Annotated in this window: 12 protein-coding genes and 7 pseudogenes; 7 read left to right on the forward strand and 12 right to left on the reverse strand. The window is 35.4% G+C overall.

Annotated elements, in window-relative coordinates:
* Positions 1–215 precede the first annotated feature (215 nt).
* Positions 216–1,332: pseudogene (locus NBW39_RS09150) on the reverse strand (IS3 family transposase).
* Between the two features lie 68 nt (positions 1,333–1,400).
* Here NBW39_RS09150 and prmC point away from each other — a divergent pair.
* The 4 genes and pseudogenes from prmC to NBW39_RS01495 form a co-directional block, all read left to right on the forward strand.
* Positions 1,401–2,182, forward strand: a pseudogene (gene prmC / locus NBW39_RS01490) (peptide chain release factor N(5)-glutamine methyltransferase); the annotation flags it as partial.
* Between the two features lie 89 nt (positions 2,183–2,271).
* A complete protein-coding gene (locus NBW39_RS08680; RefSeq protein ID WP_256466305.1) occupies positions 2,272–2,400 on the forward strand; it encodes a hypothetical protein in 129 nt (42 codons plus the stop codon).
* Between the two features lie 23 nt (positions 2,401–2,423).
* Positions 2,424–2,636: an IS630 transposase-related protein gene (locus NBW39_RS08825; RefSeq protein ID WP_370273747.1), complete on the forward strand. Its 213-nt coding sequence runs from the start codon at positions 2,424–2,426 to the stop codon at positions 2,634–2,636.
* A 58-nt stretch (positions 2,637–2,694) separates the two neighbouring features.
* Positions 2,695–3,099, forward strand: coding sequence for a transposase (locus NBW39_RS01495; RefSeq protein ID WP_256466315.1), 405 nt, complete (start codon positions 2,695–2,697; stop codon positions 3,097–3,099).
* Between the two features lie 32 nt (positions 3,100–3,131).
* Here NBW39_RS01495 and NBW39_RS01500 read toward each other — a convergent pair.
* The 7 genes and pseudogenes from NBW39_RS01500 to apaG form a co-directional block, all read right to left on the reverse strand.
* A pseudogene (locus tag NBW39_RS01500) lies at positions 3,132–3,324 on the reverse strand (IS66 family transposase); the annotation flags it as partial.
* A gap of 52 nt (positions 3,325–3,376) precedes the next feature.
* Positions 3,377–4,819: pseudogene (locus NBW39_RS01505) on the reverse strand (IS4 family transposase).
* A gap of 216 nt (positions 4,820–5,035) precedes the next feature.
* Entirely contained in the window at positions 5,036–6,829 is a 1,794-nt protein-coding gene (locus tag NBW39_RS01510) for a reverse transcriptase/maturase family protein (protein ID WP_250294750.1), read from the reverse strand.
* A gap of 590 nt (positions 6,830–7,419) precedes the next feature.
* Positions 7,420–7,578 (reverse strand): hypothetical protein, encoded by a 159-nt coding sequence (locus NBW39_RS01515; protein ID WP_250295411.1) that lies wholly within the window; start codon positions 7,576–7,578, stop codon positions 7,420–7,422.
* A 377-nt stretch (positions 7,579–7,955) separates the two neighbouring features.
* Positions 7,956–8,241: pseudogene (locus NBW39_RS01520) on the reverse strand (IS66 family transposase); the annotation flags it as partial.
* 114 nt (positions 8,242–8,355) lie between these two features.
* Positions 8,356–9,423 (reverse strand): annotated as a pseudogene (locus tag NBW39_RS01525) (IS3 family transposase).
* Between the two features lie 243 nt (positions 9,424–9,666).
* Positions 9,667–10,068, reverse strand: coding sequence for a Co2+/Mg2+ efflux protein ApaG (apaG, locus tag NBW39_RS01530; protein ID WP_250295412.1), 402 nt, complete (start codon positions 10,066–10,068; stop codon positions 9,667–9,669).
* Between the two features lie 88 nt (positions 10,069–10,156).
* On the opposite strand from apaG, the gene NBW39_RS01535 reads away from it, so the two are divergent.
* A complete protein-coding gene (locus NBW39_RS01535; protein ID WP_250295413.1) occupies positions 10,157–11,233 on the forward strand; it encodes a 5-(carboxyamino)imidazole ribonucleotide synthase in 1,077 nt (358 codons plus the stop codon).
* Here the strand turns inward: NBW39_RS01535 and NBW39_RS01540 are convergent.
* Complete coding sequence (locus NBW39_RS01540) at positions 11,227–12,246, reverse strand: aspartate-semialdehyde dehydrogenase (RefSeq protein ID WP_250295414.1); 1,020 nt, start codon at positions 12,244–12,246, stop codon at positions 11,227–11,229. The two genes, NBW39_RS01535 and NBW39_RS01540, sit on opposite strands and share 7 nt — an antisense overlap.
* A gap of 140 nt (positions 12,247–12,386) precedes the next feature.
* Between NBW39_RS01540 and NBW39_RS01545 the strand changes: the two genes are divergently transcribed.
* Complete coding sequence (locus NBW39_RS01545) at positions 12,387–12,821, forward strand: RasGAP domain-containing protein (protein ID WP_250295415.1); 435 nt, start codon at positions 12,387–12,389, stop codon at positions 12,819–12,821.
* Positions 12,822–13,125: 304 nt separating this feature from the next.
* On the opposite strand, the gene NBW39_RS01550 is transcribed toward NBW39_RS01545, so the two are convergent.
* Complete coding sequence (locus NBW39_RS01550; RefSeq protein ID WP_250295416.1) at positions 13,126–14,400, reverse strand: APC family permease; 1,275 nt, start codon at positions 14,398–14,400, stop codon at positions 13,126–13,128.
* A gap of 100 nt (positions 14,401–14,500) precedes the next feature.
* On the opposite strand from NBW39_RS01550, the pseudogene NBW39_RS01555 reads away from it, so the two are divergent.
* Positions 14,501–15,562 (forward strand): annotated as a pseudogene (locus NBW39_RS01555) (IS481 family transposase).
* A gap of 135 nt (positions 15,563–15,697) precedes the next feature.
* On the opposite strand, the gene NBW39_RS01560 reads toward NBW39_RS01555, so the two are convergent.
* Together NBW39_RS01560 and NBW39_RS01565 are read right to left on the reverse strand one after the other, a co-directional pair.
* A complete protein-coding gene (locus tag NBW39_RS01560; protein ID WP_250295417.1) occupies positions 15,698–16,249 on the reverse strand; it encodes a 5-formyltetrahydrofolate cyclo-ligase in 552 nt (183 codons plus the stop codon).
* Positions 16,233–16,853, reverse strand: coding sequence for a ferredoxin reductase domain-containing protein (locus NBW39_RS01565; protein WP_250295418.1), 621 nt, complete (start codon positions 16,851–16,853; stop codon positions 16,233–16,235). The genes NBW39_RS01560 and NBW39_RS01565 overlap by 17 nt, the downstream gene beginning before the upstream one ends.
* Positions 16,854–16,873 lie beyond the last annotated feature (20 nt).

Below are 16,873 nucleotides of genomic sequence, written 5' to 3' on the forward strand. Positions count from 1 at the left end.
TTGCAATATCCGTACAAATGTGTGCTTGACACTGGGATTTAGTGCAGCTACCCTAAACTGGAATTGCTATTCTTGGCTGAAAGGAACATATTTTTGGAATAATGAAAACAATCAGCACTTTAATTCAAGAAGGATCGAAGCTACTATTGTCACACAAAGTTGAATCACCACTGACCTTACCCAGAAAAAGTAGAGAGGAAGTTAAGCCATTTTCATTATGAAAATGATGAATCAAATTTTTCAGGAATGCAATAGTTAATAGTAGAATGTCTACGTTGTTTGTTATAAAAAATTTCTATGTATTCAAATATTGCGGTTCTAGCTTGTTGTGCGGAGTGTTGTGAGGTATCAATGAGTAATTCCCTCTTTAGTGAACTAAAAAAGCTCTCCGAAACAGCATTATCGTAACAACAACCTTTGTGACTCATGCTAGAAATAATACTTTTTGTATTCAGTAAAAATTGATAATTTTTAGAGGTATATTGTGAACCTTGATCACTATGAAATAGCAGATCTTTGGCTGGTTTGCGCTTATCAACAGCCATCAATAAAGCATCTATGCTTAGTTATTGTACTACTCATTAACTACCATACGTGAATATAGATCAATTATTGCTGCCAAATATAGCCAACCATCCTTAGTTTTTATGTATGTAATATCAGTTACCCATACTTTGTTTGGCTGACTAGTAGTAAAGTTTTGGTCCAATATATTGGGAGCTATTGTCAGTCTGCTGTTTTTTGCTTTTGAATCTTCGCCTCAGTCTAGCTTGAATGCCATTTTTTTGCATGACATCCTGCACTGTTTTGATGTTGCAATTTTTACCTAAAGCCTTTAGTTCAGCATGAATTTTAGGTGCACCATATCTACAATTAGATGCTTGGTATATTTTTTGAATATCTGCTAGAAACTGCTCCCTTGTTGATTCTTTGCTGCTTTTCTTCTTACTAGTCCATTTGTAGTAGCCGCTAGCAGAAAATCCTGCATAACTCCTGTACTTTATAGTAGTTTCTATGCTTTTTGATAAATAAATATTTTACTCTTTGTGACTTGCCCAGGGCTTTTTTTAAAATGTCTCTTTCTCTAGTAACTCTTGTTAGTTCTTTCTTTAATTCAAACTTTTCTTTATCACATGGTGCCAACTTTCCCTTACCAGGAAATGCTTCTTCTATTGATCCTTTTTCGTTATATTTTTTTATCCAGTCACTTAGTGTACTGTTATCTATTCCTAAATCTTTAGCTATTTTGCTTGCTGACTGCCCCGTTTCCTTTACCAACTTTATTGCCTCTAATTTAAATTCCACTGTGTAATTCTTTCTGTTCTTTACCATAATAAGCCCTCATGATCATGTTTTATTTTACCTCAAAAATGGCTTAACTTCCTCTCTACTTTTTCTGGGTAAGGTCACCACATTTGGATTGTGAAATCATCATGCAGCACGTACTTGGAGTGGAAAGATCATTTATAATTATGAACCATGCTGATCAAGTGCCGATGGAGAAAGAACTTTTATTTTGGAAATTAACAAAAAAAAGAGCGGAAAGATATCCAATATCGCAAATAATAGGTAATCGTGAATTCTGGAGTAAAAATTTTATAGTTAACCAACATGTTTTAGATCCAAGACCAGATAGTGAAACAATAATCCTAGCAGTGTTAAAATATTACCCAAATAAAAAGCAGAAACTAAAAATTGCAGATTTTGGTACAGGTACAGGTTGTTTATTGATATCCGTACTTAGTGAGTATGAATATGCCGTTGGTATCGGTTTTGAAAAGAGTTTAAAAGCATATAGAGTTGCCCACCAGAATATAAAAAACCATAACCTACTCAGCAGAGCTAAAATATTTCCAAATTCATGGACAGAATGCAGAGGCTCATTTGATCTGATAATTAGCAATCCTCCATATATTAAAAGAAGCAAATTGAAAGACTTACAAGCCGAAGTGCAAAAGGAACCAAGAATTGCCCTTGATGGTGGCATTGATGGTTTGAGCTGTTATTTGAGTATTTTTCCAATATTGGAAAAGTGCCTTAAAAAAATGGGTTTGCAATACTGGAGATAGGTGAAGATCAAAATGATATTGACAAAATAATACCCTCGTATGAACTAGCTTTTCAGGAGTACGTACATGATTTAGCAGGAATGAAGAGATGCATCGTTGTGAAAAGAACATAGCTAATATTTTCTTGTATTATCTCCTTCATCCCATATTATAGTACTTCCCAAAGTAAATGATAAAGGTATAATAAGCTATTTGAGTTATAATGGCATATAGTGTGGATTTAAGGGAAAGGGCAGTATCGATGATAGAAAAAGGGAAGTCAAAGGTTGAGGTGGCAGAGCTTTTGGAGATAGACTCTGTACCGCTGGTTAAGAAAGAAAGCCGCTGCTAAGACCATCGAAAAACGGCAGCTTTATTCGAAAAATAGACCCAAAAATACTCGAAGAATATGTTAAAAAGAATCCAGATCACACGCTAATGGAGATGAAACAAAACCTTGGATTCGGAATAAACTCGATTTGGTACAGGCTAAAGCAGCTAAAAATCACAAGAAAAAAAAGACCACGCTTTACCGAGAACGGAGCCATGAAGATAGGCAGAAATTTATCGAAAAAATCGCTAAAATAGACTGTTCTAGCATCTTATATATAGATGAAGCAGGATAGGTTATACCGAGAGTGCTCCAATAGGAAAGAAAATTTATGCAGATATTCCAGGAAGAAAACGAGAGAGAATCAGTATAATAGGCGGGTTGATTGGAAAGAGATTTATTGCACCAATGACTTTCAAAGGTGGGTGTGACAAAGAGGTATTCAATACATGGTTAGAGAAGATGCTATTACCTAAATTGCCACATGGTACTACAATAGTTATGGACAATGCCACATTCCATAAAACTCCCAAAACAAAGGAGTTAATAGATAATGCTAGATGCCGTTTGCTCTATCTACCGACATATTCACCAGATTTGAACCCTATAGAGCATTGTTGGCATACCATCAAAAGCCGCCTCAGACCTTTAATGCATAAATATACAGACTTACAACTTTTGGTTGGTAATACCATAATGGAAATTTATCATTCATTTTAGGAAATACTATAGTATCCGTTCAGCAGAGTGGTTTAAGAAACAATAGATAGAAGGTTTTGGAAAGCCCCTTTGTTTCCATGTTAAGTATAATGAAATTATCCGCTCAAGGAATGTGTTTCCTCGCTCCGATTGGGTAAAATATGAGTTTTTACGGTAAACGACATAGTGTCGTATCTGTTGTTCAGCGTGATTGTTTGTCAATGGAATGTTTTCTGAATCATTCAAAGGAGAGTAGACCAGCGGACCTTCCCCGCCAGCCTCTCGCAGAACCTTACTATTACCCACAAGTATAGAATTCATGAGCAAGTCTCCATCCTTCTGCTAAATCAAAGAGACGTTTCCATCCCTTCCACAAAGCTATAGGGCCTGGTTCTAAGTCATTTTTGCGAGCTAAAAACCCTCCTAACTTGCCCACCCACCTCACAATTTCTCTTATAGGTGGTGGAGTCTCAGGATAGTTTTTTGTCTTAAGCATTTTGGTATATAAAACCTTCCATTCGTCATCAGTCAGTATGACAGTGCAAGAAAGATTCGGATTTGTTCTAGCTACCAATGTGATAAAAAATATTCTCCATGCAATTATACTCATAATTGTAAGAAAGCGGATTAATCTATCTGCTGTTTGGAGCCTACATTCTTCAACTTTAAGACCGGATTTCAAAATTTTATGAAAAACCTCTATTCTCCATCTTAAGCAATACCATTGTATTTTTTCTACTGCTTCTTCAAAATTATTAATATTTATATTTGTCAACAAAACCCAGTTCATAGGCTCTTCGCCAAATGGGGGGTGTTTTTCTATAACATAGACAGCATTTAAACTTAAATTAGGAAGTTTTTGGGTTTTACGTCTAGCATTATTTTTTGATGCATTCATCACAAAGTTACTAAACTTTACTTCTAAAACTGTTGTTCTTTGAGGTTTATCATTGCGAGCAGACTTGTATTTCTCCTTGACAAGACATGCAAATCCCACAACCTTTCACCACCTTTTTCAGAATAAGTCGACTTCTTATTTACTGTTCTGTTTTGATTTCCTCTTACTACAAAAAGAGATTGATTAGTGGAAGCGACTTCAAATAAATCATAAATATCTGCTTCTCTATCGCAAACGGTAACTACCTTAACGTTCTTTAATCCAGGATGGTGAGTAGAATCTTTAAGTGCACCGTATGCTTTCTTCCTCTTCTATGGGAAGAGCAGTATTATGGCTTCTTCTTTTCAACTCCTTTAGGTCTTCAGCTAAGGAAGGTCTAGTACTAATTTTTTGATCTAATAATCCTATAGGTAGCCCTTCTGTTGTAACTGCAAACGTTGTATGCATCACTAATCCATGGGTTTTAAAATTAGTTGTTTTAGATGTTAATCTTGCTGCTATAATCCCTAATCCTTCGGTCTTTTTATGATTTTTATATGAAATATAACTCGTGTCTTGGATAGCTAAGATGGTTGAGTGTTCCTTAGCTCTTTCAACAGTTTTAATTATATGACTGTCTAATATCTTTCTTTCAGAAATGGCATCGTTTTGGAAAAATCTATAAGCTGCTTTACTTTGATGCCAATCTTCACAAGCTTGATTTATTGAACGCTCAGGTGATTCAGCAAAACTATTAACTATTTTTAAAAGCCTCTTACTTAATCTTATATCACCAAAATTAACAATTCCAAATTCACTTTCTGCCCATTCGCCAGTTGAGGTATTTATATTTCTTTCCATCATATATTCCATTTTTAGACCATAGATCTATTTATAATAGAAAGTTGCATTAGTAAAATAGCAGCTTTTTCACCATTTATAGATTTATGGGTAATAGTAAGTCGCAGAACTGTGCATGAGGTAGAGTAGGCAGCCAGCGAGTTACTATTAAGCACTTTTCCAACAGCCTCTCTCCGAACCACGCATGACCGTTTCCGTATCACGTGGCTCTCCAATAATCTAACGTTTTAAGGAATCACCATCATATTTCCCATATTGGATTTTCTTATGGCATTCATGACAAACAACAAGAGTTTTTCTCTGTCGTTCAATCATTCTTTTCTTCCATTCAGGTAGTTCAACATTACTCTTACTTCGTAGATCAGCAAGTTTACGTACATGGTGTACCTCAATCTGCTCTTGTGATTTACATAATTCACAAGTTTGTGCCAATAGTCTTTGCTCTATTTCACTACGCTTATTCCATATTGGTATAAGGTTATCACTTATGCTTACCCATTTATTCCATTTTAGCGACACAGCACCAAAGTGTGTAATTAATGGTATCTTTGATGGTAAACGATCTACTCTGATTTGGATGACTTTTCGTTTTTCACCTTCATCGTTTTCAATCATCGCACCAAATTTTCTATAAATTTTCCTGCAAGTTGTTTTGTATTTAGATGCTAAAGTCTTTACTAATGATACTTCCATCACATACTTCAGATAACTTAGTGTGTGAAGGTTGTAGGCCATTTTGTAGTATTGTACAATTCCTCGATATTCAGTTTGATACTGAGCAACAATACTGTAAGCTGTATCAATTGTACGTTGAGGTAAATGTATAGGCTTTCCACAACGCATATATTCAGAACACTTTTTCTGCTTTATATGGTGTGGTACACGTAAGCCAACACTACCGTTAATACACCGCTGTGTCCGATGATCATGTTTATCATCTGCATGCAAGACGTGTATTTCATAACCCAAAAAATTGGCTTTGCTATCACATGCGTGTGTAATAAGCGTTTTATCTTCATTAAGCATAAGTTTGAGCTCCTCATTGAGGAATCTAGCAATCTCATTTTTAATTTGTTCAGCTTCATTTTTTGGTCCTGCAAACCCTACCAGAACATCATCAGCATACCTAACATACCAAAGACGTCGATAATTTTGATCACAAGAGTCCTTAGATGGCATACTCTGCACTAATTGGCGCAGTTGCCTTACTTGCTCCCAATTCCCTTGTTTTCTCATCATCGATACTTGCTTGGTTAACCTTAAATATTTTGGGTTTGTCCTTCTTCGCTTACCTCGGTTATTTGCTGGTATTAATGTATGTTCCACATGTTTATCTAACCGATCGAGTAATATGTTACTCAGAATTGGACCAATAATAGAGCCCTGTGGTACTCCACTGTGACTCTTATTGTACTTCCAATTTTCCATATATCCTGCTTTTAGCAGTCGATTGATTAGTTGGATAAAACGGTTGTCTTGAAAGCTTTCACTCAGTATTTTTAACAATATGGTATGATCAATTGAGTCATAACATGCTCTGAGATCCCCTTCTATAAACCATTTTGTACCTCTGCCTTTTTGCGTTACTGCTTTTAATGCAGTATGGCATCCACGCTTTGGCCGGAATCCATGTGAACACTCACTAAATTTAGACTCATAATAGGCTTCCAATATTAATCGGATTACTTCTTGAAGTAACTTGTTTGACCATGTTGGCAATCCTAACGGCCTTCGTTTACCGCTCTTCTTTAAAATGTAGATACGTTTTACTGGTATCCATCGATATCGTTCATAGCGTAAATCCTCTATGATTTTATCAATTTTCTCCAAAGACATACCATTAACTGTTTCAGCAGTTACACCTTCTGTCATAGCACCTTTATTACGACAAAGTTTACCATACGCTTGAAGGTAAAGATCACGCTGATAAAGTAGGCGATATACGTTTTTAACCGGCAGATTTCTTTGTCCGCGTTCACGTATAATGTTAAGTATTGTTTCAGCTTTCCGCATCTTGCGTACCTCCCAATTTCAACATTCAATTATCTGTCACCCTTTGCCCTGTATGTGGCTCTCCCACATTCCCCGGTGGTTCGTTACTTCCACGACTACTACGATGACTCCGTAACCATAGAACTCGCGTTCCTTAGGTCATCCCATGTTCCGTCACTAAGAACTGTTCTAGATCAACTTAGGTTTTCCATTCATCCTCTTAAATAAGTTCACTACTTATCGTTCTACAGCCAGAATGTCGCACAAACGAAAGTTTAATCTGTGCTTACTGTAGACATGGGGTTTTAAATGTGATACCCATGGATGTGAAGTCCCACCCCTGAAGATTAGAATTCAAGCAGTTTAGCTTTAACCATATTGATCAGGTGTTGCAAGCCGTTATCTTACACATCTTCAGACAACTCTCGCTTTACATACATGCTCTTGTCCTCCTCCCCTTTCGGGTTAAAGTTAGTTGTTCACCTCGAGGCCATTTATTCTGAACCCCGCTTAGCTCTGCTAAGTATTTCTTAATGCGTGCCACGGCGCACCCTCTCGACTCACACAGCTCCCATTATTCAGCCATCAGTCATATATTTGATGGCCTCGTTTTATTTGTCAGTTCCTCCCATTTCTGGTTGCCCAACTAATAAAACTGAATCCCTTCGCTCCATTTCCATTACAGAAATTTCTTCACTACTACGAGCTCTGTTTTTCGCATCGGTACTCTCATCCTTGAAGTTTATCTTCTTGGATTTCTCCCTTGTCATCGAAACGACAGGTTCCCGTAGTTCCACACAATAGCCCAAAATAGATTCACGCCACCTTTATGCCGCTACCCAGTAAACAAGTTTCCGATAGGTTTATCCCAAGTTAGAATTTACCCCCTGGTTTTGACGTCACCTTTGATGTTTCGACACTTCATCAGTGGTTCACTTGCGTTCGTCTCTCTATTCAACACATGACACATAATTGTGCCTTTTCCGTAACGCTCACTACCTTGACTCTTTATCAAAGCAGCTTACGGTTGTTTAAAGCCTGCTCTTGTAAACCGGCTTTGAGGGGCCCACCCTCATCTATTATGTAGCTTTTGCACTTAGTTTGCTCTTTGTCTGAGCATCCTTTATGCTTCTACGGCACACAAATTCCACATCATTCTTTCAGATTTCAAAATATTCTTTGCAACTCGAGAAGCTCCTATTGCTTCAGGTAAGCGAGATATTTCCTTCAAGTAACATCGTGTACGCTTTCGCAATTTTCTGGCACGTCTGGCAAATCTAAAAACATCTATCTCATTTTTTAACAGAGCTTTTTTCAGTGCAAACAACTCAGCAGCAACATTTCTTAACCAGAACTTTGACTTCAACTATGTTTCAAAATCTCTTGATCCAACAGATTTGCCTGTTTTTATCGGCAAAGTAGTTGTATAGTGCACCCATTTGTCTAGACCATTTTTTTCAAAGTAATCCGATTTTTTTGTAAAGAAGTTCTAATCTAAAAAAAATAATGAATATGTGCGTCCACACACATTTAAAGCACATATTCATTCATTGTCTATGATAATAGAGATCAGCAGGAGTTTTATAATGTAAAGACTGATGTCGCCTTCTATAGTTATACCAACCAACAAAATCCTTTATTACAACATCCAAATCTCTGATACTGTTTGGTCTATAGTAATATATGGCTTCTTGTTTTAAAGTTCTCCATAAGCGTTCAATAAATATATTATCAAAGCAGCGTCCTTTATGATCCATGCTGATTTTTATATTAGCACGCTCTAACTCCATAATGAAATTATAGCTTGTAAATTGCACACCTTGATCACTGTTGAAAATCTCAGGTTTACCTTGTTTTAGAGCTTCTTTGAGAGTATGAATGCAAAATCCAGCATCAAGATATGGTGATAATGAATGAGCAATAATATAGCGACTATACAAGTCCATTATTGCTACAAAATAGACAAACTTACCTTCAAGCATAATGTACGTTATATCAGTGGCCCACACCTGGTTAGCTCTACAAACAATCAAACCTTCAAGTAAATAAGGATATATTTTATGTTTTTTATCTTTAATGCTAGTGTTATGTTTTTTTCTACAATATAACCCAGTAATTCCCATCTTTTTCATTATTCTCAAAACCTTCTTATGGTTGATTACTATTCCATTTGCTATAATTTCAGCAGTAATTTTTCGATATCCATAATGGCAGTCTGAAGCCAAATATATTTCTTGAATTAAATTTGCTATCTCACTTTCATCATTAATTATAGGACTATAATATAAGCTAGACCTGCAAATCCTCAATAAATTAGCTTGTTTTCTTATTGATAGATCAGAGTCTTTTTCTATAAGTTTTATCCTATCTTTTTTGTTTATTTCAGTAATTTTTTTTTCAAGTAATTATTTTCAACCGTCAATTCCCCTATAACTTTATGCAAATTTTCTATTTCTTGTCCTAATATCCTTTGTTTTCTTATACTCTCACTTTCTTCTATAAATAGGTCTTTTAATCTTGCTAATACTCTATCACGCCAATCATATAAATTTGTTGATGGTATTACTACATATCTCTGCTGTGCTTTTTTGATTTTTTATTGCTTCCAAAGCTATCTTTGCTTTTAACTCTGCTTTTTTGTTCTCATACTACACTCCATTCTTTTCCCTTTTTACTCGGATTAACCATTTTTTTTTGGTCTAATTTATGGGGTGCATTATACACACAATTATTCAACCATATTTTTAAAGATAGCTAGTTTCTGTATTTATTTTAAATTGAAGAAAGCTCAAATGAAAGATCGTGTTTTGCTAAAAACCACAGAATGCAGTCTGGTTACAAATAAACTATTTTGATAGTTAATGGGGTCTAGTTTTGACGTATGGACTATCCAAAGAAAAGGGTGGTATCATAACCTCAAAAATTTTTATGCTTTCTTCATTCAGAAATTCATACTTGCCCTGCATTATTCCTGACGGTGCATTTAAGTATGTTCCACTTGTGTATTTAAATACCTCTCCAGATTTTATCACAGGTTGTTCTCCGATCACACCAACTCCGGCAATTTCATTTATTTTTCCCTTATAATCTATTATTTGCCAATGACGACTTAATAATTGAATAGTTGATTGGCTTTTGTTTTTTATCTTAACGTTATACATCCATACATAGCAATTTTCATAAGGAATGGATTGTTCTTCAATGTAAATCGGTAAAACTTTAACTTCAACAAAATTGGTAGTTAGTGTGTACTCTATCATTATAAAATATTCATGATAAGAAAATAGTATTTTAATTATATACTTTTTTCATAGATTTTTCAAGTATACTTTAGTTAGAATTTATAGTATGAACGGACCAGATGCACTTAGCAAAAAAGTAATAGGAATAATAGGTGGTGGACAATTAGGTAAAATGACTGCTATCGCTGCAACAAAACTTGGACAAAAAGTACATATTTTTGCCAGTGCTAAAGACGATCCGGCTTGCTCTGTTGCTGATGATTTCACAATAGCAAATTTCTCTGATAAGAAAGCGCTTGAATCTTTTGCACATAGTGTGGATTTAGTTACTATTGAGTCTGAAAATATTCCATGTAGTGCAATTGATATCGTATCACAGCACGCAGATTTTTACCCAGGTAAAAAAGCGTTACACATTTCGCAAAACAGACTGAGAGAAAAGGATTTTATTAAAAACTTGGGTGTAAAAACTGCTAACTATAAGAGTATACAAAATTATAATGAGCTACTGAAAAGCAGTAGAGCTTTTGGCTATCCAACAAGGCTGAAAACAACAGAAATGGGTTACGATGGAAAAGGGCAATATGTGCTTGAGAATGATTCTGAAGTGAAGCAATTTGCTTCCTTTGATTGGAATACAGAGTACATTCTTGAAGCAAATGTTGATTTACTGAAAGAGGTTTCAATAGTCGTTGCAAGAGATAAAAATGGTAAAGTAGCTTTTTTTCCTATAGCAGAAAATTACCACGTTGATGGAATACTTGATACTTCAACAGTGCCAGCTAAAATAGATAGCAAATTAACTCAAGAGGTACAACAAACTGCAAAGAAAATAGCAAATGCGCTTGATGTAATAGGAATTCTGGCTATTGAATTTTTTGTTACTAAAGATAACGAATTGCTAGTTAATGAACTAGCTCCCAGACCTCACAATTCTTGCCACTGGAGCTTGGATGCATGTAACGTTAGTCAATTTGAACAGCTAGTTAGGATAATATGCGGGCTACCTATGCAGGAAGTAGTATTACGCTTTCCTTGTATGACGAAAAATATAATAGGTAATGATATATATGATTCTCATAAGTATTTGAGCAAAGAAAAAGCTAGTTTAACCATATATGGGAAAAAAGAGGTTAGAGATAAGCGTAAAATGGGACATGTCAATATAGATTTAAGTTATTGAGTCTCTCTTATCAAAATCTCAAGAATCTGCACTATATTTAATGCTGCGCCTTTGCGCAGATTATCAGCCACTATCCACATATTTAATCCGTGCTCAACAGTATTATCTCTTCTAATACGCGATACATATACAGCATTCTCCTGTACAACATCAATTTGAGTTATGTATTCACCATCTTCACGCCTGTTGTACACTAAAACTCCACTATCTTCGGCTTCACTTAGCACTTCACGAGCTTGTTCTTCAGTGATATGTTGATCAAATTCTACATTTACTGCCATAGCGTGACCGATAAAGACGGGTACTCTTACACAAGTTGCAGTAACTTTTATATCTTCCTCTAAAATTTTTTTTGTCTCTTCTTGCATTTTCCATTCCTCTTCTGTAGAACCATTCTCCATGAATTCTCCTACATGGGGAATGCAATTAAACGCTATTTGCTTGGGGAATATCTCGGGCTTTTTAGTCTCATTCATGAAGATTTTTTTTGTCTGATTATAAAGTTCATCCATTGCTGCTTTACCTGCACCAGAAGTTGATTGATAAGTTGAAGCAACGATTCTCTTTATTTTTGCTTTCTGGTGTAATAGATGTAGTACTAGCAGCATCTGTATTGTAGTACAGTTTGGGTTGGATATTATGTTGTGGTTTTTATATTCCATAATTTTTTCTTTATTAATCTCCGGAATAATGAGTGGCACACCTTCTTTCATTCTAAAATGGGAACTGTTATCTATCACGATGCATCCAGCCTGTGTTGCAATTGGTACATACTTTTCAGAAACATGAGATCCGGCACAAAAAATGGCTATATTAGTTCCAACGAAGTCATAATCCTCAAGGCATAAAACTGTTAACTCTTTGTCATCAAAACTCACCTTCTTCCCTTCTGATTTTTTCGATGCAAGTGCAATAACAGAATCTATTGCCTCATCTTGAAACTCAGCAAGCGTGCTTAATACCTCACGCCCTACTCTTCCGGTTGCTCCAATAACAGCAATTTTATATCTCATATAGATGAACCTCTAACTTTAAAATTCTATTATATTTTTACTGACAAAATTTACAATTGTTTTAATATTTTTACCTTGCAATTAACCATAATTTAGTTATTATTATGCAATATTAATAATATTGCGTGGTAAAATGAGAAATGAGTAAAGAATATGATGAAACTAAGGTTAAACCTGCAATCTCTACACTTCAAGAACCTGAAAAAGCCAATAGATCAAAGGCTCAAACAGGAACTGCAATAAATTTTGATGATAAAAAGTATGGTGTAAAAACCCCTAAAATAGACCAACAGTTTTTAAACAAAAGACAAGAATCTTCAAAGCTAAGAGATTTCTTAAGATCAATACCAATAATAGGGGAATTTTTAGCAAGAATTTTCACACCTAAAAAAATAGAAATCATCAGTAACCCTATATATGACAACATGGAAGCACATGAAAAATTGCAATCAAGCCACTCAAGTAAGATAGAAGATAAGACTAGTATAGATGATGAACACACAAAAGAAGTAGATAGTAAATTTGAGAAGGGTAATGTTGAACAAGTGGACAATAAGAAAAGTCGTGGTTCATAAATATCAATCATTTAAAAATTATCTCTAGCTATAACATTGTATCTGTTCAGATGCGTGGCTCATGTACAAATATTGAAACAAAAATTCCAGTGCTCCCTTTCTTGTCATCCCAGTGCTTGACACTGGGATCCAGATTGGGCACTAAGTTGGTAAACACGAAAGCGCTTTACAACGTTTTTGATGGAACTGCGCGAAAGAACTGGATGCCAGTGTCACGCACTGGCATGACACCCATTTGTTCCTATAGTTATCTTTTCTCGTCTACCTTATTTTGCCACTCTGCTGAACAGATACATAACATTTGCTATACAGAAACTCTGCGATACCAAAATAAATAAATGGGCATACCACTTGCGGTGAATAAGCTTGCGATCAGCAAGGTATTCACAGAAGTTTCAAATATTACCCAGCAGCAAAAGGTTGTTGCTATACTGCCAATTAAAAGCTTGTAATAATTTCTCTCCTTTATGATAACCTTTAGAAAAGCAAGGCTGCATGCAAGGTAAACAAATAAAAATGAAACTACAGAAAAGTCGATAATTGATGTGATCTGTTTAGCAAAATTGTTGCTTGAAGTGAGAATTAGTAGAACTGAAGTGCCAACGGAGCTGATTGTTATGCCCCAGAAGGGAGAACCGTGCTTATTTCTTTTAGCAAAGAACTGTGGCATCAGTTTATCTTCTGCAAGGCCAAGGGCCACTTGTCCACTAGCTAGTACCCAAGCATTTAAACTGCCAACACAAACAATAAAAGCAACAATAGAAATGATCAAATGCCAATTACCTGGAAACATAATTTTTATTGCGTCAACATACGGCGCTTTTGAATTAACTAGATCATTGCCGTTTATCAATCCCATGATTGCAAGGCTATTAATGAAATATATAACTGCAACAGAGATTGTGCCAAGCACTATGGCTCTTGGTATAGTCTTGGCTGGATCGTTGACTGATCCTGCAGGTGCTGTTGCTGATTCAAGGCCAATAAAACACCATAGAGTGAGTAGTGTAGAGCGAGCAAGGACTTGAGACATCGTGAGGCTTGATATTTCCTCACTTATGATAAAATTATTCCTATCAAAGAAAAACAACGCTGTTACTGGTATAGCAAGCAGTGCGGTAATTTTGACAGTCATCAATAAAAGCTCAACACATCCAGTAGCAGTGACACCTCTTAAATTTATTAGTGTAATGATCGTAAACAATAGTATTTCTAAAAATAAGCGTATATTTTGAATATCTCCATGAAAAAGCGAAGTAAGATAGCCAATACTTGCAACGATTACTGCTGTTGTGCTAACCCATGAGATCACCCAATACGTCCAACCAACAAAAAAAGCTGCAGTGGGGCCAAAAGCATGCTTTACATAAACGTGAGGACCACCCGTTTCTGGAAATTTTGCGCAGAGTAAGGCAAAAACCAAAGCAAGAGATATAGCACCAAGCCCTGATATCACCCAGCTTATAAGGCTATAAGCGCCATATGGAGCAAGGCTAATTGGAAGCATAAAAATTCCAGAGCCAATTTGGCTGCTAATCACTAAGGCAAAAATAGCCCAAAAACCTATTTTGTTTGACACAATAATTTCTAATTTCTATCTGAATAGATTAATAATATGGCTTAAATTGGAAAACTTCAACGAATAAGTAACTTGATGTACAGTTCCAGAGTGTGATGGTATGATAAAATATGAGAAAACAATACCATCAAAGGAGGAATTATGGTTACATGGGTGCGCCAAAACAACAGAGACGATTCGTAGAGCAATACAAAATAGTAAAGAGAGCATAGCAAAACTCTCTAAGTACTATAACCTTAATCCAAAAACTATCATTAAATGGAAAAAACGGTCTTTTGCCAAAGACGCTGATATGGGTCCGAAGCATGCAAGATCAACTGTTTAACTTTAGAAGAGGAGGCTGTAATTGTTGCATTTCGCAAACATACGCTGCTACCATTAGACGACTGCCTTTATGCTCTGCAGTCTACAATTCCGCACTTCTAGTCTACATCGTTGTTTACAAAGGCATAATATTAGCAGGTTACCAGATGTTGATGGTGAAGTTAAACCAAAAAAGAAATTCAAACAATATCCTATAGGCTATTTCCATATTGACATCGCAGAAGTAAGAACAGAAGAAGGAAAGTTATATCTGTTTGTTGCAATAGATAGAACATCCAAATTCACCTATATTGAGTTGCATAAAAGTGCTACAAAACCCATAGCTGCTGAGTTTTTACGTAATTTGATTAGAATTTTACCGTATAAAATCCACACTATTTTGACAGACAACGGTATACAATTTACCAACCAAAAGCGCCATAAGCATGCTTTTCAACACATATTTGATAGAGTGTGCGAAGAAAATGGCATTGAACATCGTTTGACAAAAGTTAGCCACCCTTGGACAAATGGGCAAGTTGAGCGTATGAACAAAACTTTAAAGAATGCCACAGTTAAGAAGTATTACTATCAGTCTCACCAGCAACTCAAAGAGCATCTTTATGACTTTGTTATGGCCTACAATTACGCTAAAAGACTCAAAACTCTTAAGGGTCTTACACCTTTTGAGTTTATATCTTTACAGTGGACAAAATCTCCTGAATTGTTCATACTAAATCCATACCATCACACTCTGGGACCATACATCAAATCCTATAGAACACTGTTGGCATACCATCAAAAATCGCCTCAGACCTCTAATGCATCAATATACAGACCTACAGCTTTTAGTTGGTAATACTATAATGGAAATTTATCATTTATTTTAGAAAATACTATAGTGCAGAAAAACACAGAATTTCAGGAGTTTACATCAAGCTAATCCATAATTAGCGTTCTGATGGCTTGGGGAGGGAATAGGAAAGATAGGGATCTACTCCTTTTTATCCACTTTTTTGAGCAATCCACTTCTACACCTAACATACATCTCAGTGATTATAATATCCAATTTTTGATCATGTTTTTCTACAGGTAAATCTTTACAATATTGTTTCTCATAGGCTACACCTATAAATATTTTTCCAAGTGGCCGCAGTTTTTCTATCATTGTATCATACCAACCACCGCCAAAACCTAATCTATTAAAATGATCATCAAAAGCAATAACAGGAGTAATGATTGTGTCGGGAATTACATCTTCATTTGTTTCGTTCCATTTCTCAAATTTTAGTAACTTATTTTTATTAGGAATTGCTACTTTATAATCTAAATCGAGTAAACTATGCATCAAGGGCATAACATCTATTTCCCCATCCATTGGAATGTAAGCCGCAATTGTTTTGCCTTTTACGTAACTTAAGTTCTGATTAAAGAGATTAATAAGGGAACTTGCTGCATAACTGGAATAACTTTCATCAATATCTTTTCTTATAGCTCTATATTGCTCTCTTATTTCCTTTTTGTGCTGTTTAATATCTTTGAACATGATCTATCCATTTCGCAGTAAGTTTTTCTTGTAAACTATTTTGCTTCAAGCGCTCACTTAAAAAATCAAAGTCAATAAATTCCATATCCTGGTCTTGATTACTGCAGCTATAAACAAAACTTCTTTCTCCTGTTTCCTTATTTATATGTTGCTGAACACATTGAGCGCAGATTTCTTTCATCATACACTGCATAGGAGAATTAACTGATGATATTGCTATGTGGCTTGATTTCAGATATGGCTTTAAAATTGTTTTTCTAGCTTCATTCACAGCTTTCATCATTTTATCAGAACCAATAGTGATAATTTTATCTATGGCGTTCAAATTAATACCTAATCTTCCTTGTTGATAAGAAACTATTGCATCAACTATATTACCATGAAAGGATTTATCTTGATTTCTGTTTGTTTTTATCAGTCCTTCTTCACATGCCCAAACTACTGCATTTGATGCACGCTCTATCAGTGCTCGTTTAAATACATCACTTAATTTCTTATAGCCAGCAAAGTACAAAACCTTGTGATTGTTTTCAAGACAAGCTTTTCCTATTGAAAATAACACTGCATTTCCAACTCCACCGCCAATGAGCATTATATTCTTCATAAAATTTTTATAGAGTAAAA

The organism is Wolbachia endosymbiont of Oedothorax gibbosus (assembly GCF_936270435.1).
Classification (GTDB): Bacteria; Pseudomonadota; Alphaproteobacteria; order Rickettsiales; family Anaplasmataceae; genus Wolbachia.